General features: G+C 37.3%; 20 protein-coding genes. 19 read left to right on the top strand and 1 reads right to left on the bottom strand.

Annotation, left to right across the window (positions count from 1 at the left end; genetic code table 11):
• Positions 1–3 precede the first annotated feature (3 nt).
• Positions 4–2,754, top strand: a complete 2,751-nt coding sequence (locus PLEUR7319_RS0102245; protein WP_019503583.1) for a cation-transporting P-type ATPase — start codon at positions 4–6, stop codon at positions 2,752–2,754.
• On the opposite strand, the gene PLEUR7319_RS0102240 is transcribed toward PLEUR7319_RS0102245, so the two are convergent.
• Positions 2,729–4,966 (bottom strand): amino acid permease, encoded by a 2,238-nt coding sequence (locus PLEUR7319_RS0102240; protein ID WP_019503582.1) that lies wholly within the window; start codon positions 4,964–4,966, stop codon positions 2,729–2,731. The two genes, PLEUR7319_RS0102245 and PLEUR7319_RS0102240, sit on opposite strands and share 26 nt — an antisense overlap.
• A 1,491-nt stretch (positions 4,967–6,457) precedes the next feature.
• Here PLEUR7319_RS0102240 and PLEUR7319_RS37685 point away from each other — a divergent pair.
• From PLEUR7319_RS37685 to PLEUR7319_RS0102150, 18 genes are all read left to right on the top strand, one after another.
• The gene (locus PLEUR7319_RS37685; RefSeq protein ID WP_144054224.1) at positions 6,458–7,282 is read left to right on the top strand and encodes a DUF3102 domain-containing protein; all 825 of its coding nucleotides are present in this window, start codon (positions 6,458–6,460) and stop codon (positions 7,280–7,282) included.
• A 1,401-nt stretch (positions 7,283–8,683) separates the two neighbouring features.
• Positions 8,684–9,094 (top strand): hypothetical protein, encoded by a 411-nt coding sequence (locus tag PLEUR7319_RS0102230; protein WP_019503580.1) that lies wholly within the window; start codon positions 8,684–8,686, stop codon positions 9,092–9,094.
• Positions 9,095–9,749: 655 nt separating this feature from the next.
• Positions 9,750–10,769: a glycosyltransferase gene (locus tag PLEUR7319_RS0102225; protein WP_019503579.1), complete on the top strand. Its 1,020-nt coding sequence runs from the start codon at positions 9,750–9,752 to the stop codon at positions 10,767–10,769.
• 48 nt (positions 10,770–10,817) lie between these two features.
• Positions 10,818–13,067: an exopolysaccharide transport family protein gene (locus tag PLEUR7319_RS0102220; RefSeq protein WP_019503578.1), complete on the top strand. Its 2,250-nt coding sequence runs from the start codon at positions 10,818–10,820 to the stop codon at positions 13,065–13,067.
• A complete protein-coding gene (locus tag PLEUR7319_RS0102215; RefSeq protein WP_019503577.1) occupies positions 13,048–14,448 on the top strand; it encodes an O-antigen ligase in 1,401 nt (466 codons plus the stop codon). The genes PLEUR7319_RS0102220 and PLEUR7319_RS0102215 overlap by 20 nt, the downstream gene beginning before the upstream one ends.
• A complete protein-coding gene (locus tag PLEUR7319_RS0102210) occupies positions 14,436–15,617 on the top strand; it encodes a glycosyltransferase family 4 protein (protein ID WP_019503576.1) in 1,182 nt (393 codons plus the stop codon). Before PLEUR7319_RS0102215 ends, PLEUR7319_RS0102210 begins: the two co-directional genes overlap by 13 nt.
• A 38-nt stretch (positions 15,618–15,655) precedes the next feature.
• Entirely contained in the window at positions 15,656–16,783 is a 1,128-nt protein-coding gene (locus tag PLEUR7319_RS0102205; protein ID WP_019503575.1) for a glycosyltransferase, read from the top strand.
• A 46-nt stretch (positions 16,784–16,829) separates the two neighbouring features.
• Positions 16,830–17,678 (top strand): sulfotransferase family 2 domain-containing protein, encoded by an 849-nt coding sequence (locus PLEUR7319_RS0102200; protein WP_019503574.1) that lies wholly within the window; start codon positions 16,830–16,832, stop codon positions 17,676–17,678.
• A gap of 71 nt (positions 17,679–17,749) precedes the next feature.
• The gene (locus PLEUR7319_RS0102195) at positions 17,750–18,607 is read left to right on the top strand and encodes a sulfotransferase domain-containing protein (protein ID WP_019503573.1); all 858 of its coding nucleotides are present in this window, start codon (positions 17,750–17,752) and stop codon (positions 18,605–18,607) included.
• 21 nt (positions 18,608–18,628) lie between these two features.
• Complete coding sequence (locus tag PLEUR7319_RS0102190) at positions 18,629–19,819, top strand: glycosyltransferase (RefSeq protein WP_019503572.1); 1,191 nt, start codon at positions 18,629–18,631, stop codon at positions 19,817–19,819.
• Positions 19,800–20,039: a sulfotransferase domain-containing protein gene (locus tag PLEUR7319_RS0102185; protein WP_019503571.1), complete on the top strand. Its 240-nt coding sequence runs from the start codon at positions 19,800–19,802 to the stop codon at positions 20,037–20,039. The genes PLEUR7319_RS0102190 and PLEUR7319_RS0102185 overlap by 20 nt, the downstream gene beginning before the upstream one ends.
• Before the next feature lie 295 nt (positions 20,040–20,334).
• Positions 20,335–21,162, top strand: a complete 828-nt coding sequence (locus tag PLEUR7319_RS0102180) for a sulfotransferase domain-containing protein (RefSeq protein ID WP_019503570.1) — start codon at positions 20,335–20,337, stop codon at positions 21,160–21,162.
• 147 nt (positions 21,163–21,309) lie between these two features.
• Positions 21,310–22,032 (top strand): hypothetical protein, encoded by a 723-nt coding sequence (locus PLEUR7319_RS0102175; RefSeq protein WP_019503569.1) that lies wholly within the window; start codon positions 21,310–21,312, stop codon positions 22,030–22,032.
• 116 nt (positions 22,033–22,148) lie between these two features.
• Entirely contained in the window at positions 22,149–23,999 is a 1,851-nt protein-coding gene (hepA, locus tag PLEUR7319_RS0102170) for a heterocyst formation ABC transporter subunit HepA (RefSeq protein WP_019503568.1), read from the top strand.
• Between the two features lie 133 nt (positions 24,000–24,132).
• Positions 24,133–24,582, top strand: coding sequence for a PssD/Cps14F family polysaccharide biosynthesis glycosyltransferase (gene pssD / locus PLEUR7319_RS0102165; protein WP_026102255.1), 450 nt, complete (start codon positions 24,133–24,135; stop codon positions 24,580–24,582).
• Positions 24,583–24,621: 39 nt separating this feature from the next.
• Complete coding sequence (locus PLEUR7319_RS0102160; protein ID WP_019503566.1) at positions 24,622–25,164, top strand: glycosyltransferase; 543 nt, start codon at positions 24,622–24,624, stop codon at positions 25,162–25,164.
• Complete coding sequence (locus PLEUR7319_RS0102155; protein WP_019503565.1) at positions 25,157–25,912, top strand: DapH/DapD/GlmU-related protein; 756 nt, start codon at positions 25,157–25,159, stop codon at positions 25,910–25,912. Before PLEUR7319_RS0102160 ends, PLEUR7319_RS0102155 begins: the two co-directional genes overlap by 8 nt.
• Positions 25,913–25,997: 85 nt before the next feature.
• Complete coding sequence (locus PLEUR7319_RS0102150) at positions 25,998–26,945, top strand: glycosyltransferase family 2 protein (protein ID WP_019503564.1); 948 nt, start codon at positions 25,998–26,000, stop codon at positions 26,943–26,945.

Genomic DNA, 26,945 nt, shown 5'->3' with positions numbered 1-26,945 from the left:
TAAATGGTGATTGAAACAGGGAATCAAGAATTTCATGAAAAGCAAATAAATAGTACTTTCCAGCAAAATTGGCATTTTAAATCAGCTGAATCAACTTTAGCCGAGTTAAAAACTTCCGTAACATCGGGATTATCAGCACAGGCAGTAAAGCAAAATGTAGCTCAATATGGAGCAAATGTTTTAGCTGAAACTAAACCTCGTTCGGGATTGATAATTTTTCTGGGCTACTTTTGGTCAATTCCTGTTGCTCTTTTAACCTTAGCTGCCATACTTTCAATTGCCACTGATAGTAAAGTTGATGCGCTGGTGATTTTAGGTGTAGTCTTTATCAATGCTGTATTAGGTTATATAACTGAAAGCCGCTCAGAACGAATTATTCTCTCGTTAAAAAACCTGATTAATCCATCTACCTGGGTAATTAGAGATGGTCAAGCGATAGAAATTGAATCACAAGGGGTTGTAGTTGGCGATATCTTGATTCTCAAACCTGGTAGTTACGTTGCTGCCGATGCCAGGCTGGTGGAGAGCGATCGCCTAAGTGTTGATGAATCTGTCCTCACAGGGGAAAGTATTCCTGTTATCAAAACTTGGCAAACTCTACCAGAATTAGATCTTCCCTTAGCCAAACGTACCAATATGGTTTATCGCAGTACTTTTGTGACTGGGGGACAAGGATTAGGAGTGGTAGTAGCTACGGGGCAAAAGACGGAAATGGGTCGGATTCAGGCTTTGGTCAGTGAAACCTCTATTCCACAAACTCCACTAGAAAAACAACTCGATCGCGCTGCTGGTCAACTGGTTTTATTATCTAGTGCCGTATGTATCCTAGTTTTAGGACTGGGAATAGTTCGCGGTTATGGTTTCATCGAAATGCTCAAAACCTCGATCGCCTTAGCTGTAGCTGCCGTACCCGAAGGATTGCCGACTGTCGCTACGATCACTTTGGCATTGGGAATTAACGTCATGAGACAGAAACGGGTTTTAGTTCGCCGTCTCGATGCCATCGAAGCTTTGGGTTCGGTACAAACTATCTGTTTGGATAAAACCGGGACACTTACTGCTAATCAAATGTCAGTGGTAGAAATTCAAACCCCTAGCCACCAGATTAAAGTTAAAGATGGGGAATTTTCTGGCGATCGCCATGAAGAATTATGGCAGCTAATTAAGGTTGCCGTTCTTTGTAACGAAAGTCAGATAAATCCCAGTCAAAATATAATTGACGGCTCGCCGACCGAAAATGCTTTAATGCAAATGGCAATCTCGGCAGATATAGATATAATTGCTCTGCAAACCAAATATCCGCTGCTAGAAATTAATCATCGTGCCGATGGTCAAAACTATATGGCTACGGTACATCAGATCAATGAATCCCAGAAACTAATTGCAGTTAAAGGTAATCCCTCAGAAGTTTTAGAACTATGTAAGTTTCAACTTAAAAATGATCGCCCAGTATTATTAACTGAAATAGAGCGACAAGCGAGCGCCAAAGCTAATCAACAAATGACCAGTCAAGCCCTCCGTGTATTGGGAACAGCCTATAAAGAGATTGAAGGCACAGAAGAGATCGCTTCAGATAAACTTGTCTGGTTGGGTCTGATTGGCATTACTAATCCAATCCGACCTGGAGTTAAAGAATTAATTGCCGACTTTCATCGAGCAGGAATCGACACTGTAATGGTTACGGGCGATCAAGCAAATACAGCTCGTGCGATCGCATCAGAGTTGAATCTAAGCCAGGAAAAAGAATTAGTAGGAATAGATGGTGAGTTACTTTTGGTGAGTGAGTTTTTCGACTTGAAACTAGAGGAACAAAATACACTGTTAAGAAAAGAGTCAAACCTGGAAAATCATCCGTCCTTAGCTAATCTCGCTCAAGTCCCAGTTAATTTCTTCGCCAGAATTAGTCCTGCTGACAAATTAAAAATAGTTCGCGCCTTGCAAAAGGCAGGCAAAGTTGTGGCGATGACGGGAGATGGGATTAATGATGCTCCTGCCCTAAAAGCTGCTGAGGTGGGCATTGCAATGGGTAAAAGTGGTACTGATGTAGCTAGAGAAGTTGCTGATATTGTTTTAGAAGATGACAATTTAGCAACAGCGATCGCTGCTGTCAGTCAGGGAAGAACTATCTATAACAACATCAAAAAGGCACTTCATTTTTTGCTATCTACTAACCTGAGCGAAATTATAGTGATGGTTTTAGCTAATTTATGCGGAATTGGTCAACCCCTCAACGCGATTCAGCTTTTATGGTTAAATTTGGTAACTGATATATTTCCTGGTTTAGCATTGGGTTTAGAAGCACCCGAACCAGATGTTTTAAATGTTCCTCCTCGTAATCCAGAAGCAGCAATTATTGACTCTGCTGACTTTAAACGGCTCGGTTTTGAGGCGGGTATAATTTCTCTATTTACTTTAGGAGCTTATAGCTACAGTATTATTAACTACGGTATTGGCGATCGCGCTAGCACTATTGCTTTTATGAGTTTGGTAACGGCACAATTACTACATGCTTTTAGTTGTCGATCTAGTCAACCATTTTGGCGAGTTAAGCTCAAACCAAATCACTATTTAAGATTAGCTCTAGGAATTTCTCTAAGTTTGCAGTTTATATGTCTAATTATTCCCAGTTTTGGTAGTTTACTCAAGGTAACAGGAATCGGTTTAGGGGATAGTGTAGTTATTCTGGTAAGTGCCTTGCTACCGTTGATTATTAATGAAACAACCAAAATTAAGCAATCGCACTTTCATTACTAGAATCCCGAAAAAACAGACAGGAAGAACCAGTTAAATCAAGCATATGATAGACAAAATCGAAATTAGGTTTTTGCGGTAAGCCGATAAAGTTCATATCAGATTGGGGTGCTTGAGTAATACAGTCTTCAAATTTTCCAACAAGAACAAAAGTTTTAGCTTGATTGGGAATACGACAAAGATCCCGCAGTTCTTCGATATACTGTTGAGCTGGCTTTACTTCCTCGGTACTAGAAACGACAGTAATCAAGTGTAATGAACCCTGCCAACTTCTGTATAATCTCAATGCCATTAACATAGTTAAATTAAGATTTCCTTGTTGTAGTTTTTCAAAGAAAGACAATTCACCTGTTTGCGGAGTAAGCCAAACGTTAATTATTTCCATTCTTCCCATGCCTGCTAGAGGATGTAACCCAAATAACATCACTCCGACTTCTAATCTCTTAGCTTCAGCCAGTATGGGTTGCATCTGTTCCCAGTCTGTAGCTTGTTCGGGAACTCTCAAGAACAAAATATTGGGACGAAAAAAAGTGCTTTGTGAAGATTGGAGAATTACCAAAATTCCCTCTAATGGGGTCTGAAATTTAAGTAGCGAAAAAGTAGTAAAAATACCCCGTCGGCGAAAAGCCGCCGCCAATTTTTTGATCTGATAGGAAAAATTTGAATCCAATTCTTCTCCCGTTAGTCCTAATAACTGGATCGAACCTTCTGGCAGACAGACGTCGAGTAGTAAGCGAAATTCACCTAATAACTGGGACCAATGCTCGACAGGTACTAATAAAGTCGGTCGCCAAGCTCGATAATTGTTAACATCTATTTCGATGACTTTTTTCGCTGCCCATTGAGCGATCGCCTCAAAAATTCCACTGCGGACATCACCGGCTATTTTGGGATTATCAGGTCTTTTAACCAACTGAAAATAAATTGCCAGAACAATTATCGTGGCAATAAAACTAAACCTGGGATCGATAACCAACATAGCAAGCAGACAACTACTAAAGCCATAAAAAGGAATAATTGACGGTATTTTAAAAGTAGGACGAAAGTTCATTAAGCCCAGTTGCGATTCTAGGAGTACGACCAAATTTAGGGTTGCATAGGTAATCAAGAAAAACATGGTAATCAAAGGCGCGATCGCATTTAAATCCCTAACCATGAGCGCACCTAAAACAAATAAGCTACTAATCAATAGTCCCCGACGAGGTTCACCGTTAGTCGATAGTTTGCTAATCAATTTCCCCTGAGGGATTACATCATCTCGTGCTAGTGCCACCAAAATGCGTGGTGCGCCAACTAATGAAGAAAGAGCTGCTGAAAAGGTTGCGGCTAATAGTCCTGCTAAAACCGCAGGATGCCACAGGGCTCGGTCGATCATAATAGTGTAGTTGTTAACCAGTTCCTCGGGAGAAGCTACTCGAACTGCCCACCAACATAGAGAAATATACACTATACTGCTAACGCCAATAGCCGATAGTGTTCCTCTGGGGATATTTTTACGACTATTTTTCAATTCACCAGACATATTTACTCCAGCCATAATACCTGTAACTGCGGGAAAGAACACAGCAAAAACTTCCCAAAAAGTTGTGCCGGTAAATTGATTTTCTGGAGAACCAGGGAAATTTCCCAGTAAAACTAAAGTTTGCTGAGACTCCCAAAAAGTTGTGCTGGCAAAAATAGAAATCAGGGAGATGGTAATTAATGCCATCACCAAATATTGAATGCGAAAAGCTAATCCTGCACTTATATATGCGATCGTCAAGACTATTAAAAATACCATTAAATCGACAAGCAGCGTAGAATGTTGAGGAAAAATACTCAACCAACCCTCACGAAAACCGAAGATATACATTGCTACTGCGCAGGCTTGAGAGAGAAATAAGGGAATACCGATTGCACCACCAACTTCCAAACCCAAAGCTTTAGCAATCATTGCATAAGGACCCCCCGCTTCTAAGCGAGTATTACTAGCAATTGAAGAAAGGGATAACCCAGTAGCCAAGGTAATACTGAGAGCAGCAAAAATTACTAGCATTCCTCCCAGCAATCCAGCATTTCCCACTACCCAACCTACCCGCAAATACATAATGGCACCTAGTATTGTCAGCAAAGTAGGTTTAAATACACCTTCAAAAGTGTTGTAGGATTTGGGTTTTACAGAATTGGATTGACTAAAAATAGCTTTTAGTTTTGCTAGAGGATTTTTGATGTTCATTTAAAAAGCACGCTACCAGCACATTAAATTAGTTGATAGGATTAGTAGTTAATATTGGTAGCATCAGTTTCTCTAACTCAATTGGTAAGTATTTTTCTAGGTTTTCAGCCGATACTATTCTACTTGATGAGATTTAGAAGTTATCGCTTCAGAATTCTACTTAAATCTATCTTTAAAAATGCAAAAAAAAGGATCGACATTAAAACACTAATAATGTACTATGTTAGTAGTAAAGTAATGGGGGCAGTCAACATTTTGGAGAAACCCCAATGTCTCGATTGAATATGCTGAGACTCCCTCAGTACAATACTTGTCGTTTAAGACTTTCTATTTTCTGGGGATAGCTTTAGAAAGTTTGGCCTTACTTTAAAAACAAATGTAAGAGGTATACAGATGGTAAATTTATCAACATATCAATAACTTATTTGAGATTAGATTTGCGCTCTGAAGACTAAGAGGAGTGTAATCACCTTCAGTTTTCGCTACCATTGTATTCTCGAACTAATAATTAATAATATTGATTGTATTATTGAGTGTCTTCAAGATACTGAAACACTATTGGTAGTCTTAAATTCCTTAGTTTGAAGAATATCTACTTGAATTCTGTTAACGAGTATAAAATAGCTAAAATCTCATTTTTGAGTATTAATCATGTGTACTTTTTGAAAGCAAAAAATTTTTAGTTGGATTTTTCAAACTTCCATTGTAAAACTGTCAATAATTGTAAAACTGTAAAATAAATTACAATTTACGTAAGTAATTATTGGTAGCATATCCTTGGGGTAGTTTGATATTTATTTTGGGCATAGTTTAATTTTTCTTAAATAGTGCTAAATGGCTTAAAATCGTTCTATTTTAAATTTAAATAGTATTATTACTTTTGGTAATGCTTATTTAAGGCTAAATACTACAAAAATATCAAGGAAACTCTTAATGAGAATACAAAAGCAAAACAGCTCAAGTCAATAACTTTAGGAACAATTACACTGTATAAATAGTTCATACTGTAAGTAATTTCACCCTTAGGTACTATGATTTACTGTTTAGTTGGTTTTCCCAAAATCTGTTACTAAAAAAACTACTTGGTTAATTAATTTCAGTTACTTGTGCGGCTGTCAAAAAACTACTAAATAAACTGAGGAAAAAAGCATTTATGCAGCAGCTTAAGTCTTCTGAGTATTTAACTAATAAGTTAGCCACTATACAGCTTGAAATAGAATATGCAATCTCAACTATATATATTGATCGCTTAAGAAAAAGAAGCTCTAAGACTTCTAAAATCTCTATTTCTCAATTGGCAAGTTTTGTATCTCATACTCTAGCGACATCATTTTCACGATTAAGTCCGAACTCCACTATTTTGTAATTAACCAAGGGATCAACTCAAATCGAGCATATTTAGTTGGAGAAAAACATAATTTAATTGGAAAGGTATTGTCAAAGGGTATTGTCAAAAGCTATTGTCATTTTGTTATTTGAGAGGTATAAATTTTGAACTTCAAAAATTTGGTTAAAGAGCAAAAAAACCAATTATCCCCAAAGCCAATGCCTAATGTTGTTAATCGGCAATGTTTTGACTATGGGATTCTCGATCAACAAACTCAGATTAGCGTTAAGCAAAAGACATGTGAAATCAAAGGTCTAATTCGTCAAACTGCTCAAGATATTTTTAAAGTAGGACAAAAGCTAGCTGAAGTTAAACAGCAACTTAAGCATGGACAATTTAGAAATTGGCTCAAAACTGAGTTTAATTGGAGTGTTTCATCCGCAACTAAATTTATGCAAGTTAGTGAGCAATTTAAAAACGTAAATTTTACGCATTTTAATTTTTCTACTTCTGCACTTTATGTTTTAGCCGCTCCTTCAACTCCAGAAACTGCCCGCGAACACGCCCTACAACTTGCTAGTCGGGGAGAAAATATTACTTATTCTTTAGCCAAATTAATTGTTAAACACCATAAAGAATCAGTTGAGATTAATTCCTATCCTTCTTCTTCTAGTCAACCAAACCTAACCAAGCTGGAACGATCAGATAATGAAAGCCAAGCATTGACCATTGATATTAGTGAAAATGATATTAGTGAAAACAAGATAACAGATAAACTTGAGGATAAAAGTGTCCGAATTGTTAATATCAAGCAAGAAAAACCGAAATGCGTGGAAGACAGAATTCAAGATTTTGAAATTATTTACGCAGGGACTTGCATTGCAGTAGAAGGTAGACCTCAAGACTTAACAATTTTATTCCAGAAGATGCAAGATAATCCACAGTTTGCTGAAGATGTATTTAGACAAGCAAGATCTTTATCCGAATAATTGCAGTGTGAGGCTCAATTGTAAAGTTAGTTAGAATTTAATAACTGGAGATTCACATTATTTAATCAGAATAATCAAGTTTAAACCTAGTTTGAGATTAATTATTAGAAACCAGATTAACCCAAAGAGATAATTTAGGGAATACAATAATCATATATTTTAAAGATTGTTTATACTACTATTTGATAGGCAAATACTTTATAGATAAACATAGCTAACGACAACCCAAATTAAAAGTATGCTCAGACTCTAATTGGAGCGAAGGAGTAGAGTCAATTGGCATTGCCTTGACACACAAAACTGCGCCCATTTACTGCTGTGTTCTGGGTAGCTTTTGCTATTTGCACCAAAGGCATCGTGGTGCGTGAAACTTTACATGATTCTAATCGAATGTAATTTCGGTTTTGTCCAAAGAATCTCTCTCCTACGCCGATGGGAGAATGTCAATTATATAAACAACTATTCTCATAATTTTAACGAAACTACTGGCTTTCAGAAGCTGATTTACAGCAAGCCTTATATGTGTGTAAATAGCTTGTTCTAATCAATCCGAGACTCAAATATTTTTTGATGAACAAATATTCATGCAAAATTTACATTTTCTCAACAAATTTGTGTAGATTGGGCTTTGAAAACAAGAAGCAATGTTTTATAAGTTTTTTGAATAAGTAATCATTGACTGCTCACCGCCGTGAACGGTCGGTGATTCTAGCTCTTAGCTACCTTCGGAAGTGAAGCAGTTAGTTCGTTTTAAGTAGCTACGCAGGTTTTTACCCTTTAGCTAATCTTAAAAAAGAGATTGAGAAAAGACTATTCTGACGCGGAAAATATAATTACCTATTTTCCATTTTTGAGTCAATAGTCAAAATCCCACAATTTTTCAAAACTATATTTGTAGTTTAAGCTACAAATTTTGGCTACAAATTTAATAAATTTTGTTGTCAGAGACTCCGTAAGATTTTTTTAAATTGTTAAAATATACACATTAATATTCTTATTCAAAAATTTTGGATGTTCTAGATACTAGTCGAATATCTATAGTTTCTAATTTTGGAATTAGTTTTATAACTAACTAATATTAGACTCAAGAAAACTATTTTCTTGAGTTTTAGAGATTTACAATATTGTCCTATAATGGTTAAGTAATCTTAAAAAAAAAATTATTTGTAGATATTACGATACTATTAAAAGTAAGTTGTAGTTAAGTTTGCTAACTAGTAGATATAGTAAAGTAACAGAAGTTAGCTCAGGTAAAAAAACACTTAATTAAATAATAATCAGAATTGGCAAAGCATATTTCAGAGTTAGCTCCTGATTATCGTTTGTCAAAGTAATTATGCATACTTTTTAAGAGTCGACGTATTCTTAAGTAGAATTTATATCTTTAGGAGCCTTAAAATTATGCCAGGTAAACGTAGTAGAGGGAATAAAAAGCAAAAGTTTTATTGTCCCGATTGTCAAACAAGATTATGGCGAACGGGAAGCCCCAAACACTATCTCTATTATCAAGAATTATCCCAAATACAAAAAAATCTCAGTATATCTCGAAAAAAAGCTAGTTTTATCAAAGCCCAGCACAATACATATCTTGATCAAAGCACTTGGATTGAAGATTTTTTTTGTGAGCAGCATGGCAAAATGTGGTTAAAAGTCTCTTGCAAAGTTGGTCATCCAATGGAAATATCTCCTGCTAGTGATGATGATTGGAAGAATACAACTGGGACTATTAACCCTAATTTTCCTAATCCATCTGTGAGTGAGTTTACGTATGCTATGAGCCGCAAACCAAAAATCAAAAGTTTTAATCATTAAAAGCATTAAGCATAAATAAAAAATATTTGTTAATTCCTATATTAATTTGAACAAATAAATCGTCCTACTTTGCTTGTTAAGGTATTTATTTAAGTGAAACCTCTTATGTAAAAATATTTATGTAAAAATATTGAAAATTTGGTAAGATTTTATTTAGATGACCTAAATTTTTTGAAAATAGTTTTTTGCTATTATTATTATGTTTAGTATTAAATCTTTAAATTTTTAGCTTACTAGCTAAGTAGTGAAAAATTATTTCTGAAATTTAATGCACAGAAAACTTTTATTAGTTTGTAAATTGCAGTCATTAAAAGTATCGAAAGTCACTTTTTTATTTTATTCTCCCCGTATAGTTTTAAATATTGAAAGATAATGAGTATCTAAAAGTTTTTCATTCTAACTAAAAATTGTAGCTTTTATAAGCAATAACTCTAGTTGTCAAACACTGTAGCTTATATAAAGCTTAAGTACATTGCATTTTCAAAATAAAATAAATAGCTTGAAGTTTAGCAGCAGTTTTTCTGTTGAGGATTATTCGAGAAGACACCAAAGAGTGAACTTTAGTAATCCCTGATTATAGGAAAAGTATGTCTTTTTTTAACAATTAATTCACTTACAATTACTTGGAAATTTTTATATAGTTAAGCAATTAGAAATGTCGCAATCACTGCAACACCATAAGTTAGACATCGACCAGAAAAATCCCTTGGTAAGTGTCATTATTGATAACTATAATTATGGCTGTTTCTTGCCTAAAGCGATTGAAAGTGTTTTACAGCAAACCTACAAAAATTTTGAGTTGATTGTTGTAGATGACGGTTCCACTGATAACTCACGAGAGGTTATTGAATCTTTTCAGGGTCAGTTAACTGCCATTTTTCAAGCCAATAGTGGTCAAGGAATGGCTTTTAATACTGGAATTGCCAAAGCACAAGGCGAAATAATTTGTTTGCTTGATGCAGATGACTATTTTCGTGAGGATAAACTAGCAAAAGTGGTGGCAGCTTTTCAAGAGCATCCTCAATGGGTACAAGTTTCTCATGGGAGAATTTCCGTAGATCGAGAAGGCGTAGCAATAGGTCAAGGATATAGCACTCATAATTATGGTGACGTAACCCCTTTATTGCTTGAATTTGGTAGATACGCCATGGGAATAACCTCCTCACTAGCTTACCGTCGTTCGGTTCTCGAGCACATCTTACCCATTCCTACTAAAAGGACTGAAGCTGCCGATACTTTTTTGACTGTAGTAATTCCCTTTTATGGTGAAGTAGGTTGCATTGACGAACCGCTGATGTTTTACCGTCTTCATGGTAACAATCGTAGAGGACACAATGATAACTGGCCTCGTCTAATCCAACAGCGTGAGCTAACTGCTACTTATATTAATGAGACAGCTGCCAAAGTTGGACTAAGCGATCGCTTTACTCTGCGACGGGATGCCGACTATCGCAGTCTTAAAGCAATAGAACAGGGAAAAAGCTTAGGGGCAGAAACACTTCAAGTTATCTGGCTTTCTCTTCGAGAAAGTGCAGCCATTGGACTCAGTACCAAAGATACTCTAGAAAGAGTTTTGCGGCGGAGTTTCTGCACTTTATTTCCTACTCAAGGAAAATCGGTCTTACGTCTCGGATTGCGGGGCTATTTTCGTCAGTATCTGACTCGCGTAGGATAACGGTTTAATTAATCGTAAATAACTATAAATTTAAGAAATTAACTAACGATGAATCATAATTTTAATGTTATTCGCAGACATCGTAATCCTTTACTATTACTGAATCTATTTTTCATACTGGCTACTCTACTATCAGCAACAGTACTTGCAGAAATTTTTTCTCCTCCTGTTTGGAAAGCCACAGCAAAATTTAATGTGCCTAACTCTGGAGGCAATTTAAATACAGATATAGGTGTAGGTACTTTCAATGAGGGTACTGCTGCTTTTTCTAAAGAAGTAAATCCTCTACAAATCCAGTCAACTATTATGACTAGCGATTCTGTGATGGAAAAAGCCTTATCAATAGACCCTGATAAAGACTCTTTTCCCCGCTTAAAAGCCTTTAAAAGTTTGTTTACTGTTGAGCCGCAACCTCAATCGACAGTTATGTTACTTGAAGCTAAGGGTTCTAGTACTGAGTTGGCTCTTGCTAGGGCGCGTAATTTAGCGAAAACCTATCAACAGCGTCTTAATGAGTTACGTTCTTCAGACGCTAGTTTTCGTCAAGATTTTTCTCAAGAAGAACTGCAACAAGCTCAAGATAAACTAGTGTCAGCACAGCAGGAATTAGCTGAATTTCGTCGTGTTACTGGTATTGTTGATAGTGAAAATCAAACGCAACAGTTAGTCAGTTCTATCAATGAACTGAGAACTAATTTGACTTTACTGCAATCTGAAGCAGAGGCTAGTCAAGCTAGGGCAGATATTGCAGCTAGTCAGTTCAACACTACCCCAGAAAGAGCAATTCAATCACTTAACTTAGCTGAAAATCAAGAATATCAAGAGGTAAGACAAAAGTTAGCTCAAACAGAAATTGAGTTGACTGAAGCACGTGGTAAGTACAAAGACTCCAGTCCTCAAATACAAAATCTTTTGACCAGGCGGGAACAATTGACTCAGGAGCTAAACCAAAGAGTTAGCACCGCAATACCTAATGCCAATCTGGAGGAGATTGATATTACTTTAGGTAGCAATAATTCAACTAAACGTTTAGATATGATATCTGAGTTAATTGCTTCTCAGACAACTACTCAAGGACTCCAACAGCAAACAAATCAAATTCAAAATCAAATTAACAAATTAACTAGTGAATTAAATGCTATTTCTGCTAGTAAAAGTAAACTAGTCGAACTGGAAAGAAAACACAGTATTGCTGAAGGAGTTTATAAAGGGATTGTTGCTCAGATAAATAAAGCCAAGATTGATAACTTCAATAGCTATCCCAATGTGCAACTGATTGATGGTCCAGTTCTCGATCCCGAACCTGAGGAAGCTAGTAAGAAACTAATTTTACTTGGTGGGATCATGGCTTCAGCATTTGGTAGTGTTAGTTTATTGTTATTCCTGGAATCTTCTTCGCCACTACTAAGTCCCAAAGACTTGGTAATGCTGGATTATCCAATATTGTTTAGTATTGGTAATTTAAAGCAGCCTTATTTAAGTTGGGATAACCTGGCTAACAAACGACTAAATTCATCTTTTGAGGAAGCTTCAAAACTTAGAGAATACGACGAATCGTATTTACCAATATACAAAGATAACTCTTGGATTGGAAAGGACCAATCAACTGACTGGCAATGTAATGATTTGACCGAGAGAGAATTTGAGCGTCTAGCAACTAATTTTCGTTCACTAGAGTTAGATAATGGTCGCGTAATGATTACGAGTGCCAAGTCTGGAGAAGGTAAGACTACTATTACTTTAGGTTTAGCGATCGCTCTTAAAAAATTAGGGTTTCAGATTCTAGTGGTTGACGGAGATCTCCAAAGAGCCAGCTTGAGTAAACATATCAATGTTACGCCAGAACAACGAGAGGTAGAGGACTTAGAAATTCCGACAACCATTAATCTCAGCGCTGGATTAGATTTTATCCCAGCTCCTTTACTACCTAAGGAAAAAACAGCTGAGTTTTTAGCCAAAGGAAACTTTGAACAGTATCTCGATCAGGTACAGGCAGAAGGAAACTATGATTATATCCTGGTAGATACTTCTCCTGTTCATCTTACTAGTGAGTCCATGCTCATGGCTCCCATTGTTGAAAACGTATTGTTTATCGTCAGACCTGGAAATAGCGATCGCAATTCGGTGATGGATAGTTTAGAGCAGCTTAAATTACATAAGGCGCAAATCCAAGGTTTAATCTTAAATGGCGTTGGTGATTCAAATAGCAGTTATCGCTATAGTTACTACAAGCCACAATTACCACCAGCCCTTGTCGCCCAGCAAGCAGTACCAAACTATGACTCAAATCATAACTAGACAAAATTATCCTCAACCTCAAAAGTCCTCAGAAAGATTGTTTAGAGGACTTTTTCTCCGTTGGGGTGCTCTCAACTTAACCGAAAAAGTTGTCTGCGCAAATATAGTCTTGCTTCCAGTCTGGTGGCTCGTAGGAATCACCAACTATATGTTGTCCTCGATATCTTTAGGAATAATAATTTACGAATGGCGTCATTATGGTGAATTAAGATTAAAACGTCCTAGTTGGGCAGTAATTGCCTTATTCGCCTTTTTTGCATACGGCTACTTAGACAATGTTTTACTTTATTTGAATGCTTACTGGACTGTAGATATACCTTCAGATATGAGGGTCAATCCCAATACTCTGATCAAGTCAATTCTTTCATTTGCAGTTCCCTTCCTGATTTGGTACATCCAAAGTAACAAGGCTAAAGTGCGTCTAGAGGTCGTTGCTTGGGCCTGCTCAGTCAGCGTGATTCAAATGTTTATAGGCTGGCTAATTTTTAAATTCGCCTTTGTTGGATGGATTGATAATCCACCTCGCACTCTCTATGCCATACTGACAGGAAAAAAAAGCTTTGATCCAGCAGATGTTGGAGGTTGGGGCAATTACTTGGCGTTTTACGACGAAGATCGAGTCAGATTTTTCTTTAATCATTATCAAGCAACAGCTTCATATTTAGGTTTCGTAGGTTTAATCGCTGTAGAACTCAAAAATCGTGTTTGGTCATTCCTGCTTTTATTAGGTTGCAGCTTCTTGATTTTTTTAATTGCTTCACGTTCAGTTTGGTTAGCATTACCAGCAGCGTTAATGATTCGCTTTTTCATAACTTTAGTTAGACTACGATTGACTGCATTCGTGTTTGCGCTATTAGCTCTGTTTAGTTTTGCAGCATTTTCTCTTACTCCTCTCACTCAACAGCTTTTCGCGACTTATAACGAGACAGCATCAAGCGTAGCTAGTGCTCGTGTCGGGTCTACTGAAATTCGAGGTTTAGTATATAAAGAAACTTGGGAAAGAATTCCCGACAGAATATTTTTTGGTCATAAGGTTGAAGGTCCACCAGCTGTAGAAGGTAATGCTACTTTTTATGTGCAGGATAGTGGTATTCGAATTGGCTCTCACAGCTTTTATCTAGGAGATCTTCTTTACCAAAAGGGTGTGCTAGGGATGGGAATATTTCTAGCTTTTTGGGCCGCTCTACTTGCTTGGTTCTATGAGACTCGCAGAGAGAGACCGATGCTGTGGCCACCTGTGCTAGCTCTATTCACCTTTCAGCTGGCTGTGACCAGCCTACAATTCTCAATGATTGCCAGTATTCTAATGTGTATGCTGATTCATCAACGAGGCCAAGTAAATCATAATCCTTTTGCCAGGAGTGCGTTGTGGAAAAACTAATAATACTACCTTCTTGGTGCGAAAGTTTGGGTGGAATGACTGTTTCCCTTTCGATGACGATCGCGGGATTTGATAAATTGCAGAGCTTAGATCGTATAAGTGTACTAGTCAAAGCCAATTCTCTGTTAGAAAATTACCTGCAGCACCAAGGTCAAGGAGACTGCCTCCAGCCAATTGTAGCAACTGATGGCGCTCAATTTTATGAACGAGCACTAAAATGGGTTGCTCAACAACCACGAGACTATCCTTTACTCATAGAAAACTGTACAACTCTTTATCTACTGCCCATTCTGGCTCGTAACATCCTTCAATTAAAGTTAAGCCGTCGCCGAGTTTATCATTGTTTCCGTGATGCAGCATATTCCTACAATCTTGGGGGTAATTTATTGCGAAAACTGATTTTTGCTGGTCTGGCACCGGGAGCAATTTGTAATTCTCAGTTTACCTCTGAGAAAGTTGCCAAAAATTTGGGACTTAAAATTAAAGGAATTTTATATCCACCCTTAGAGCGAGAGAAGTTTAGCATTCGCTCACCTAAGAGTGAAGCACCGTCAGAATTAAAACCAATCCTCGCTTCTGGAGCCAAGATCATGCTGACTCCAACGCGAATTAGCAAACCAGGACAGATTAATGACAAGAATCTACGAGGTCTAATTTTAGTTTTAGCTAAGTTAAAGGAGCTGGGGGCTAACTATCACAGTGTGATTATTGGTCAAGACCATTCTCCAGAACAGATCAATAGTAAGAACTTACTTCAATTAGCGATGGAGCTAAAGGTATCCGAACGCCTGACCATTTTACCTCCTAGTTTTTCCATTCCAGATTACTATCAACATGCTAATGTCCTAGTTACATTAGCTCCTAGAGAGCCTTTTGGTCGTACGGTAGTCGAAGCAGTATCTAGTGGTGTACCAGTAGTTGGCAGTTGTACTGGTGGTATTGGGGAAATTTTAAGTAATTTTGCCCCCCATTGGATGGTCAATCCTGAAGATCCCCAAGCCGTCGCCCAAACCATTATTGAGCTTGAGCGCAACTACCACGATCAAACTAGCCAGACCTTGCTCAAAGGACAACAATGGATTGAAGCCAATTGCAATCCCCAAGAATATGCTCGGAAACTGGCGAAAATTGTTGACCTGGATTTAAAACCCGAGACAGTAAAACTTTAAATAAAACTCTAGATTCTTTTGCAAATTAGCAATGCTAAATGACTAAACCAATTGGCATCTATCTCCGAACTTTTCCCCGTGTTTCGGAAGCCTTTGTCACTGAACAGGCTCAATATCTCAAGCAATATCAACCAACCTATATCACTGATACCCTGTTACAGAAAACTCCTTTACCTCATGTTGCTTTGAGTCAAGATGATCGTTTTCGATTAAAACAAATTACCCACACTGTAACTCGTAGTCCCGAGGTATTTCGCAGTTATTGGTCTCATCTTAGTAATTTAGCTTTAATTCACGCCCATTTTGCCCCTAATGGTGTCTACATCATGAGTCTTGCCGAACAGCTCAATATTCCTTTGGTAGTGACTGTTCATGGTTATGACATTACTCTCAATCGTCAAGCTGTTTGGCGGACAGGAAAACTGCTGTACTATCAACTTCTTTGGCATGAGGAGACATTAAAGCAAAGAACACAAGTATTTATTGCCGTTTCTGATTTTATTCGCGAGAAACTGATTGCTCAAGGCTATCCCCAAGAAAAAATTATTAAACACTATATTGGCGTGAATACTGATAAATTTTGTCCCTCTAATCAGTTAGCTAAAGAGCGTTATATTCTCTGTGTCGGTCGACATACGGAAAAGAAAGGTATTGATACTTTATTGCGAGCCTTTGCCAAGATTGTTGCTAAATATCCTGATATTTATCTCTTCCAAGTTGGTCAAGGTGCTCTTACCTCCAAGTTAAAAAGATTAACTAAACAACTAGGAATAGAAAATCGTGTTCGTTTTTTAGGACCCAAGCCACACGAACAAGTTCTACAACTAGTGCAAAAAGCAGAAATTTTTGCTCTTCCCAGTCAAGTAGCTAAAACGGGAGAATGTGAGGGATTACCGATTGTAATACTCGAAGCCTCTGCTTGCGGAGTCCCTGTGGTTTCTACTTATCATAGTGGGATTCCCGAAGCCGTGATTGACGGTCAAACAGGTTTTTTAGTATCAGAAAAAGACGATCAAGCCTTAGCTGAAAAGTTAGATATTTTATTGAGCGATCGCAGTTTGGGTCAACAAATGGGAAAACAAGGTCGAAAGTTGATTAAAGAACGATTTGATATTGGCAAGCAGACAGCCAAGTTAGAAGGAATATACGATTCTTTGCTGACTTAAAAACACATCAGTATTGCTTAATTATAAATTTATATACCAAAATCTCATGGAAGAACCAGTAATTATATTTCAACATATTCCCAAAACAGCAGGGACTACATTCAGATATATCATTCAATATCAGTTTCCACCCAGTGCTATCTGTGAACTGTACGGCTCTTCAGGACCTCATATTCAACGGATTAATAAACTACAAAATTTATCTGAATCTCAAAGAAAGAAAATCAAGATTATTAATACCCATTTAGGCTTTGGCTTGCATAATTACTTACAGCAGCCTTATACATATATCACGTTTTTACGTGAGCCCGTTAATCGGGCAATTTCAATGTATTACTATTATCAAAAAACTAAAAATTTTAGATTCTCAAATTTATCACTGCGAGAATTTGTCCAGTCCTACGGTGGTGTTCAAAATGGTATGACTAAAAACTTATCGGGAATAGTTCTGGAAAGTCAATTATCCGATGGCGATCGCAGTCAAAAATTTTTCTGTACTGAGGAAAGTCTTAAAATTGCTCAAGAAAATATTCAAAAGCATTTCAAATTTGTGGGTATTTCGGAGAGATTTGATGAAAGCTTGATGCTGTTGCAAAAGCAACTAGGCTGGAAAATCCCGCTATACGATCGAAGTAATATTTCTAAAAAACCCAATAATATCGACCAAGACACCATAAAACTAATAGAAGAGCTTAATCAATTTGATTCTCAGCTCTATCAATATGCAGTAACTATTTTTGAGCAACTGATTGAAGAACAAGGCGCTACGTTTACTCAAGAATTTGCCGAATTTCAAAAAGCCAATCAGTCTGGTTCCCATAAACTTTATTACAGAGTAAATTCTATCTATAATCGAGCCGTAAATAGAATTTATAAAGAATTAGTCAAATCATAGCTAGATTTCACTTTAAGTTTTGCTCAACTATGCAGTCAGAAAAATGACTGAATACATAAAGTATTTTAAAAATGTCGTTCTCCCCTCAAGTCTTCCTCATTGGTGCTCAAAAAGCAGGCACTACCACCCTAGCCTCTTTACTTTCACAGCATCCTGACATTTGCCTGGCTAAAACCAAAGAACCACATTATTTTACAGGTAATAGTCATCGAAGTTCAGCTTGGTATCAAGCTCAATTTCCTAACTATCAAGATGCAATCTGTATTGATGCCTCAACAAGTTATTCCTTTGCCCCCCTGAGTTTAGAAAATTCATACCAATCAAAAAAATGCTTTCATAATATTCCCCAAAGAATTCATGCTCTTAATCCTAACGCCAAATTTATTTATCTCTTAAGAGAACCAATTAAGAGAACTTACTCAAGTTACTGGCATAGCTTTAATACCGGAAGAGAAGATCGCAGCTTTCCCGATGCCATCAAAAAAGACTTTTTCTATGTTGATGTCAGTAATTACTATGGACAGTTAGCATTGTGGCTAGAATACTTCTCCCTAGATTCTTTTCTGTTTGTATTATTTGAGGATATGAAAAATGATCCTCGGCAGCTGGTTCAAAAGTGTTTTAACTTTTTAGGAGTTGGCTCTGATGATATTCAAATCAATTTACAACAACATAGAAATAAAACCCAGAATGTTAACTATGCTGGTCGTCAATTTAACAGAATATTTAAAGAATTAGACTACTCTGGATTTGGTTTTATCGCACCATCTAAAGTAAGAAAATTTATCAATACACACACAGTAGATTCCCATAAGATCATTCCTAATATTTCAGAAGCAGAATCTAACTATCTCCAAGAATACTTTTATGAGAAAAATCGCAATTTAGCTCGATTAACTGGTCTGTCACTTAGTCAATGGCAGTTGTGAGCTTCCACATTACTACTAATAATGTCTACTAAAAGTAAGAAAATAAAAGTCTTAATTTACGGAAATGTCTTTCGTGACTACCGTTCCCAGGCACTACTTAAAGTGCTGCTGGAGTCTGGACATCATATTTCATTAATTTGTCCAGATTTTTATCGTGGCATCAAAAAATCAATATTCAATTTTCTATATCTCATTGAACTGTTGGTCAAAGCTAGCTTTGCTGATGTAATTTACCTACCTCCCATGAATACAAGATTTATTAAAAGTGCTTTATGGGCGGCCAAAGGTTTTCGTAAAAAATTAATCGTAGAAATGTATACATCAATCTACGATACTTACGTAAGAGATCAAAAAATCCTGAAAGGGAAACAAGTTCAAGCTGGTAGTAAACAAGCCCAAGCTATGCTTAGAAGGGATGTTTTGGCGTTGACAAAATCTGATCTAATAATTCATACAGCTAGTCATGAACTTAATTATTGGGAAAATTTATTCGATATCAAAATTGATAAAAATAAAGTTTTAATTGCACCAAACTTTAATGTTTCACTCTCAAACTTTCAAGAAAAACCTGTACGAAAAAACAGATTTGAAATCTGCTGGTGGGGAACATTTATCCCTCTGCATGGTTTAGATAATATTTTGCAAGCCCTGAAAATTTTAAAAGCACAAAAGCTGCAATTTACTTGTAGTCTATTTGGGGTAAATAACGCCTTATTTTTAAAATATTGCGAAAAAATTAAACTAGAAAAACTCGATGATTGTGTTACTCTGCGGAAAGACTTAACCTTTTCTGACCAATCCCTTCCCCAGTACTTAGTTGCCAACTGCAATTTGGCATTAGGAATTTTTGGCAATACTGATAAAGCTTATAATACCGTCCCTAATAAATTAATCGAATCTTTATCAATGGGAATTCCTACCTTAACCATGAATTCTCCAGCATTAGATGAGTTCTTTGAACCCAAAACCGATCTCTGGACTTGTCAACCCACTCCAGAGTCAATTGCTGAATCAATTCTCCCAATTGCTAATGGTACAGCATCTGCTGTTGATTGGGAGCGAACTCGTCAGAAAGTTTTAGCTACATTTAGCTTAGATCGATATCAAGAAGTTGTTAATCAAGCCTTAGGAACTATCAACGATGGTCTCTTTGATAATAAAATATTAGATTTTCAAAATAATAGTAAGATTTATGGACAAAAAGTTAGTTAGTCAGAGTTTAAAAATTGGCAGAATTCTGACTAGTCCTATTAGAAGAATGCCTGATTTTCTAATTATTGGTGCTCAAAAATGCGGCACCACTTCCTTATTTGATTTTTTAGTACAACATCCAAATATTGGTAAACCACATAAGAAAGAAGTTGATTACTATAAACCACATAATGAAAGACTATATCAACTTATAAATATTAATTTTAATTGGGATAAATAGAAATAAAGTTTTATAATATAAATATAAAAATATTATGTACTTTAGATAAATTAGTGTCTTTGTTCCAGAATAATCTGATAAAATTCCCAGAAATTTTTAATAGAACTAAAATTAGACCTAATTATCTAGAACAAAAGAAAAAAGACTTAATAGTGTACGTTGGCAGATAAAAATTAAGATTTTTATCTATTGCTCTTACTCGATATAAGCATTGATTCATTAAGTATTACAGTCAATTAGAGATTAATGACGAACTAGCCTTCAATTGTAAAAATCAACAATAGCTTCAATATCCATGAGTAAATTAACAGTTGAGCGAGTATTGAACAAGTCTGGTAGAATTGCCACGAGTCCATTCAGAATTATGCCTAGTTTTATTATTATTGGAGCTAAAAAATGTGGTACTACTTCACTTTTTCGCTATCTAATTGAACATCCAAATATTGGTGCTCCTAGCACGAAAGAAATCTCTTATTTTGATCTTAATTTTGCCAAAGGTAATATCTGGTATCGAAGTTTTTTTCCGATGTCTTTGCCTAATTTAGAATCGCAGACCTTAATCACTGGTGAAGCTAGCGCTAGCTATATTTGCCATCCAAAAGCACCTAAGCGAATTGCTAAGGTTTTACCCCACGTTAAGCTGATAGCATTACTTAGAGATCCTGTAGATCGTGCTTATTCTCATTATCATCACACCAAGAGAATTGGTCGAGAGAATTTGTCTTTTGAAGAGGCGATCGCGCAAGAAGAAACCAGAGTAAGACAAATTGAAAGCGGTGGTCGGAGACCGGGAAATAACCAGCCTCAAGCTTATAACTATACTTATTTATCCTCCGGATTGTATGCAGAGCAACTTCAGAATTGGTTGGAACAATTTAGTAAACAACAACTACTAGTTCTTAACAGCGAAGACTTTTTCAGAAACCCCCCAAGCAGTTTCAAACAAGTAATTAATTTTTTAAAACTGCCTAGCTGGTCCTTAAAGAATTATCGGAAGCATAACTTTAACCAATATCCTGAACCACTTAAAGAAAGTACCAGGGAAAGCTTGACTGAATACTTTCGTCCCCATAACCATAAGCTATTTGAACTCTTAGGAACAGATTTCGGTTGGAGTCATTAAACGTTTCAATAAAGATTAATATGAGGACAATACAATACCCCAGATAAATTAACTAACAAAAGGGAGCTTTATTAGCTCCCTTTACAGTGCCTAAAATATTTTCTTTCCTATTAATTAGTAATTAAGTGGCAAATTTTAATTTTAAAAATGAATATTGTGAAACAATCTCAATCTAATAGCTGGCAACGTTTTCATCAGGTGTGGCAATCTCGGGGAATTAACGGAATTTTGGCAACCATCTGGTCATATTTTTGGATGAGTTTTGCAGGTTTGGGATTTGCAGGAAGAATCGCTACTTGGCTGGCGACTTGGTTAGCTCCTCCCTTCAAAATGCGTAAGTCTTTGGCACGTTATCACGCCAAGGGTTACATTTCACCCAGTGCAACTGTGGCACACAATGCTCTGAAGTTAGGAAAAAACATTTTTATTGGCGATCGCGTCACAATTTTTCAGCATCCTGCTGGTGGAACGATTAACCTAGGAACACGAGCTCATTTACATAATGATAATGTACTGGAAACTGGAGAAGGCGGAACTTTGACTATTGGTAGTAATACCCATGTCCAAGTGGGTTGCCAATTTTCCGCATTGCAAGGCTCAATTCAGATTGGCGATCGGGTACAAATTGCCCCAGAATGTATTTTTGATGCTCATCCAGTTCATCGACCAGTTCAACAAGAGAAAATTTTAAACTCATCCAATATTGTTGTTGATGATGATGCCTGGATTGGTCATGGAGTAACCATTTTGCCTGGTGTCAACATCGGCAAAGGTGCCGTGATTGGTTCTGGGTCAATGGTTGAACAAGATATTCCCCCCCAGGCGATCGCTGTAGGAGTGCCTGCTCAAGTGGTTAAGATGCGTGTTTAAATTTTTCTTCCTTAGTAAGGATATTACTAACTTATTACATTAGTCTAGGATCTTTGTGTCTCTTGATTTGATAATTATGTCAACAGCTATTTTATTTTTGCTAAACAGTGTTTTAAATGCGTATTAAAATTCCCCAACTACTTCGTCGTTTTATGAAAGCGACTAGTTTTTGGCAAGACAATTATTTTCTGTTGCGAGAGTTTAAACATTTTCGTCGCATTGCTTTGCTGGCAATTATTTTTTCTCTCTTAGCTGCTGCTTTTGAAGGATTTACTATTGGTCTTATTCTTTCTTTCCTAAAAAGTTTTACAGAACCCAATGCTGAACCGATTCAGACGGGAATGCAATGGATTGATGTCTGGATTTTAGGAGTTAATCTACCGCCTTCGGAACGACTATATCGAATACCAGTGGTGATTTTAATCGCCACCTTCTGCCGTTTGAGTTTTTCCTATTTGGGACAGCTTTATAGTTACATCTCACAGATTCAACTAGCATATCGAATTCGTTTAAGAATATTTGAACAATTACAAGCTCTATCGATCTCCTACTTTACCAGCACTCGCTCAGGCAATTTAATTAATACCCTGACCACTGAAATCACCCGTCTGATGCAGGCCTTAAATGTTATTTCGGTGTTTATTATTCGGGGTTTCACCTTAGTGGTATTGATGGTGTCGCTGTTATTACTATCCTGGCAATTAACAATTATTTCAGGTCTACTCTTTATCTTAATTGCGGTGGGATTATCAACTCTATTGCGGAAGATACGAGAAGTCAGTTTTGACATCACTCAAGCCAATAGCCTATTTGCTTCGGTATCCTTAGAACTTATTAATGGAATTCGCACCGTACACATCTTTGCTGCTAAAGATTTTGAGCGTAAGCGTTTTTACAATGCTAGTAAACAGGTATTAGAGGCCTCTAGTCAGGCAAGAGCCGTACAGGCGTTTGTGGAGCCTTTGTCAGAAGGGGGTGGAACCATTATGCTACTTAGCATTTTGCTTCTAGGCGTTACCGTTCTAATTCCTCAAGGACTATTAGAAAAAGCCGGTTTTTTCACTTTTCTCTTTGTCTTGCTGAGAATAATACCCATTGTTCGAACTCTAAATGGAGTTCGCGCCAAGTTAAGTAACTGTTACGGTCCATTAGCTAATATTCGAGGGTTATTAGACAGAAAAGATAAGCCCTATATGAAAAATGGACAAATTCAATTTACTAAATTACAACGAGAAATTGAGTTTGTCGGTCTAGATTTTGGCTATGAGCCCAATAAGCTAGTTTTACACGATATTTCTCTCAGCATTGCTCAGGGAGAAACTGTGGCTTTAGTGGGATCTTCTGGCGCGGGAAAATCAACTTTGGCCGATCTAATCACTAGATTTTACGATCCCATCAGGGGCAAAATACTCATTGATGGCGTTGAATTAGCAAAATTGGAAATTGATTCCCTGCGCCGCAAATTAGCTGTAGTTAGTCAAGATACCTTTATCTTTAACACCTCTGTACGTGAGAATATCGCCTACGGACTAACAGGAGTAGAGGAAGCGAGGATTAAGCAAGCAGCTAAGCGCGCTAATGCTTGGGAGTTTATTCAAGAATTACCAGAGGGTCTAGAAACTCAATTGGGCGATCGCGGAGTACGACTTTCTGGAGGACAACGTCAGCGACTGGCGATCGCCAGAGCTTTGCTGAGAGATCCGGAAATATTAATTCTTGATGAGGCTACTAGTGCTTTAGATTCAATTTCCGAAAGACTAATTCAAGAGTCTTTAGAAAAACTGGCTGCTGGTCGGACAGTAATTGCGATCGCTCATCGGCTTTCGACAATTATGAGGGCAGATAAAGTGGTGGTACTGGAACAAGGTCGAATTGTAGAACAAGGTACTTACCAGGAACTGCTAGAGCAAAAAGGTCAACTATGGCAATATCATCAGATGCAAAATGAAGTGGAGTTGACTCGCTAGTGATTATTGCCGATGCATAGAAGTCAAGAGTCAAGCGTAAATAAAATCAGTATTGACTGGTTATTTTATTAGCTGATAAACACGAACTGTAAATCAATGTTCTCTATCTTAATCTTATCGGGGATTTAAAATCATGCGATTATTACTTGTATGCAACCCAGGAGGGCACTTTGCCACGATGATGGGTTTAAAAGAATTTTGGTCGGCACATTACCGAGAATGGGTGACTTACCCCAAATTTGATACTGAAAGGCTACGTCGTCAAGAAATTGTCCACTGGGTAATCATGCAAGAAGCCAGGATGTTAGGTAGAGCAGTCATTAATTTTTGCCATGCTCTGTTTATTCTTTACCAAAGCAAACCAGATTTAGTAATTTCCACTGGAGCTGGTTTAGCTGTTCCGTTTATCTACGCTAGTAAACTTTTTGGTATTAGAACGGTTTTTATTGAAAGTATTTCTCGTTCCAGAGCTCTCAGCCTGAGCGGTAAACTTGTCTACTACGTCGTTGATGAATTTTATGTTCAATGGCCAGAATGCTTAGAACGCTATCCCAAAGCCAAATATCGAGGAGTGGTTACATAAATATGAATATGAACTATAAAATTGGTCACTTAATTTACTATGATCGTCTTTACTTTAGGAACAATTATTTTTCCCTTTGATCGCACTGTTGATTGGTTAGATCTGCTTTTAAAACAAGAGATCATTACCGAACCAGTTGTATTTCAACATGGGGCAACTTCCGTTGCTCGGCTCAATCATCCCTTGTTAACTGCTGTCCCTTCCTTTACTAAATCTGAAATGCAGGATTTAGTTCAGGAGGCATCACTAGTAATCTCCCATGCCGGACAGGGTTCCACCAGGATGTTAGCAAAAATGGGAGCATCTTTTGTTTTGCTACCCCGACTTAAAAACTATGGCGAACACGTAGACGATCATCAACTATTATTTGCTCAGGCAGTAGAAAAACTTGGCATCATCTATTGCACTGAGTTTTCTGATTTAGCTAACTATATTAAATCTCCACCAAAGCCTTTTGAAGGAAAACTATTTGATGGACCCTCTCTAGGAAAGTATTTGCGTGAATTTTATCAAGTTCCCGTTATTCCTGATAAAGGACCATCTTCTACTAATAACCTTAGCTCAGAATTTTACTATGACTAACTTGTCCCCAAACTCTACTTCTACTTGGAGACGATTGCAAGCTAAATGGCAAGCTGCTGGACCGCGAGGTCTATTGGCAACTGGTTGGATGTGGTTTTGGATGCGTTGGTCTGGATGGGGTTATCTCGGAAAAATTGCTACGGTAATCGCAACTTGGCTGGCTCCACCATATTACGCCCGTCGTTGTTTGGCTCGATATCATCCCCAGGGTTATATTGCGCCCGGAGCGACTATTTATCATCAATTACTGCAACTAGGAGCGAATATATTTATAGGCGATCGCACAACCATTTTTCAAGACCGAGATGGCGGTCAAATTATCTTAGGCGATCGAGTTCATTTGTATGGTGATACTTATATTCAAACTGGTTATGGCGGCACTATAGAAATTGGTAATGACACTCAAATTCAACCACGATGTCAATTTTCTGGCTATAAAGCACCAATTAAAGTTGGCTCTGGGGTACAAATCGCACCTGGCTGTGCTTTTTATCCTTATGCTCATGGCATGGAGGCAGAGCGACCAATTCAGCAACAGCCCTTAACCACTAAAGGTGGCATCATTGTTGAAGATAATGTTTGGCTTGGTTATCGGGTGATTGTTCTTGATGGTGTTCGTATTGGTCAGGGAGCAGTGGTGGGAGCGGGTTCAATCGTCACCAAAGATATTCCTCCCGGAGCGATCGCAGTAGGCGCCCCCGCTCGAGTAGTCAAAATGCGTAGTGCGCCAGAATTATCGAAAATTTAGCATTCGATAAGATCGAGTTAGACAGTTGTTATTTGCTTCTTTTTTTCCTACTTAACTTTTTATTAAATTAAGAAAAACAAAAATCATGAACCAAAATCAACCTTTGGTCAGTGTTGGTATGCCTGTCTATAATGGCGAGCGTTTCTTAGACAGTGCTATAAATTCTATCTTGGGTCAAACCTTTAAAGATTTTGAGTTGATTATTTCTGATAACGGCTCAACGGATAGAACAGAAGAGATTTGTCGCCATTACGCCAACACAGATCATCGCATTCGTTACTATCGCCAGGAAAATAATTTAGGAGCTGGTTGGAACTTTGATCGGGTAGCTGAGTTGGCCACTGGAAAGTATTTCAAATGGGCTTGTCATGACGATTTATGTGCTCTAGAATTCCTGGAGCAATGTGTCAAAATCTTAGAAGAAGATCCTAGCCTCGTCTTGGCTTATCCCAAAAGCTTAATTATTGATGAACATGGTTCTGAGATTGAAAAACATGAAGATCGTTTTCACTTACAATCTGCTCAACCTGCTGAACGATTTAAAATTTATCTCCATTTAGTCCGTAACGGACATCATTGTCATCCCTTCCATGGTTTGATACGACGAGACGTGATTGCCAAATTATTACCTTTAGGAAGTTATCCTTCCTCTGATTTAGTTTTACTAGGTAAACTAGCTCTCTATGGCAAATTTTATGAAGTTCCCAGTTATTTATTCTGGAAACGAGATCATCCTGACACCTCGATGAGAGCTCATCGCCCTTTCCGAGAACGTATCGCCTGGTACGATCCAACTAAAAAAGGAAAACTGCATCTAACTAGATGGAAGTGGTTAAGAGAATATATTTCTGTTATTCGTCAAGCCCCTTTAAACTGGCAAGAGAGAATCAAATGTTATTTGCAGATACTGCCATGGCTTGGTTGGAACAGCGTTTGGTTAACCAAAGATTTAATGAAGGCTACTGCCTGGCCAATTATCAAGTTGTTCAGCAATAGACAGTTCAAAACCGCTAGAACAGCTCGCATCAGTTGA

This window comes from Pleurocapsa sp. PCC 7319 (genome assembly GCF_000332195.1).
In the GTDB taxonomy this organism is placed as follows: Bacteria; Cyanobacteriota; Cyanobacteriia; order Cyanobacteriales; family Xenococcaceae; genus Waterburya.
Note: the sequence above shows the minus strand (reverse complement) of the source record. Positions and strands in the feature narration are given on the sequence as shown.